This window comes from Streptomyces europaeiscabiei (genome assembly GCF_001550375.1).
Taxonomy (GTDB): domain Bacteria; phylum Actinomycetota; class Actinomycetes; order Streptomycetales; family Streptomycetaceae; genus Streptomyces; species Streptomyces europaeiscabiei.
In genome coordinates this window covers 1-1,868 of sequence record NZ_LRTR01000760.1, presented here as the reverse complement: position 1 = coordinate 1,868, position 1,868 = coordinate 1, and the positions used below count along the sequence as shown (strand labels likewise).

The 1,868-nt window shown below is 74.5% G+C and carries 1 protein-coding gene; it reads right to left on the bottom strand.

The annotated features are described in order from the left end of the window. The coding region (locus AWZ10_RS37500) for a type I polyketide synthase (protein ID WP_159058501.1) at positions 1–1,868 on the bottom strand (1,868 nt) is incomplete at both ends.

Genomic DNA, 1,868 nt, shown 5'->3' with positions numbered 1-1,868 from the left:
GTCCGCCGCATCAGCGAACGCCTTGCACCGACCGTCCGCCGCAAGACCCCGCTGACGACTGAAGTCCACGAACAGACCGGGGGTGGACATCACCGTCACACCGCCGGCGAGCGCCATGTCGCACTCGCCGCTGCGCAGTGACTGCGCGGCCAGGTGGAGGGCCACCAGGGAGGAGGAGCAGGCCGTGTCGACGGTGACCGCCGGGCCTTCCAGACCGAAGGTGTACGACAACCGGCCCGACAGGACGCTGGCGGAGGTGCCGGTGCCCAGGTGGGCGCCGGCCTCGTCGCCCGGGTCGATCGGGCGGGAGGTGTAGTCCTGGTAGTTGGTGCCGGCGAAGACGCCGGTGCGGCTGCCGCGCAGCGCACGCGGGTCGATGCCCGCCCGCTCGAACGTCTCCCAGGCCATCTCCAGCAGCAGACGCTGCTGCGGATCCATGGCCAGTGCCTCGCGTGGCGAGATGGTGAAGACACCGGGGTCGAAGTCGGCGAAGCCGTCGAGGAATCCGCCGACGAGGGTGGAGGTACGGCCGGCCTTGCCGGGCTCGGGGTCGTACAGGGCGTCCAGGTCCCAGTCGCGGTCCTGCGGGAAGGGGCCCATCGCGTCGGTGCCGTCGGCCAGGAGCCGCCAGAACCGCTCGGGGGTGTCGGCGTCGCCGGGGAAGCGGCAGGCCATCCCGACGATCACGACGGGGTCCTCGGCCCTCTCGCCGCGCGCCACGGCGACGGCGCCGCCGGATGCGGCCGGTGTGGCCGGGGCGAGCAGCTCGCCGAGGTGCTCGGCGAGCGCGGCGGGGGTCGGATAGTCGTAGACGAGGGTGCTCGGCAGCCGCATGCCGGTCGCCTCGCCGAGGGTGTTGCGCAGTTCGACGGCGGTGAGGGAGTCGAAGCCGAGTTCGCGGAAGGCGCGGGCGGGTTCGACGTCGTCGGGGCTGGGGTGGTTGAGGATGTACGCGATGTGCGCGCGGACCAGTTCGAGCAGGGCGTGGCGGCGGTCGGAGTCGGTGAGCGCGGCGAGCCGGGCGAGGAGTTCGTTGCCGCCGTCGGAGGTGCTCGGGGCGGGGGCGGGGCGCCGGGCGCGCAGCCGTTCGATCTCCGGGAGGCCGGCGTAGAGGCGGCGCGGGCGGCCCTTGTCGAGTTCGGCGCCGAACACCTCCCAGTCGATGTCGGTGACCACGAGCGCGGTGTCGTCCTGGTCGAGGGCGCCCTGCAGGGCGGTGACGGCGACGGCGGGGTCCATCAGGCGTACGCCGTGGCGCTGGAGGCGTTCGCCGACGGCTCCGGAGGCCATGCCGCCGTCGGCCCAGCCGCTCCAGGCGACGGCGGTGGCGGGTAGGCCGCGCAGCCTGCGGTCCTCGGCGAGGGCGTCGAGGTAGGCGTTGCCGGGGGCGTAGTTGCCGTGGCCGGGGCTGCCGAACACGCCCGAGGAGGAGGAGAACAGGACGAACGCGGTCAGGTCGAGGTGCGCGGTGGCGGCGTCGAGGTTGAGTGCTCCGCCCACCTTGACCCGCAGGACCTCGGCGAGGCGCTCGGGGGTGAGGGAGCCGATGACGCCGTCGTCGAGGACCGCGGCGGTGTGGAAGACGGCGGTGAGGGGCCGTTCCTCGGGGATGGACGCGAGGAGGGCGGCGAGATCGGTGGGGTCGGCGACGTCGCAGGCGACGATGTCGGCGTGGGCCCCGGCGGCGGTCAGGTCGGCGAGGAGAGCGGCGGCCCCTTCGGCGTCGGGCCCCGAACGGCTCACGAGGAGGATGTGTGCGGCGCCGGTGCGGGCAAGCCAGCGTGCGACGTGGGCGCCGAGGGCGCCGGTGCCGCCGGTGACGAGGACGGTGCCCCGCGGGTCCCAGCTGCGGGGGGCGGGCAGGCCGC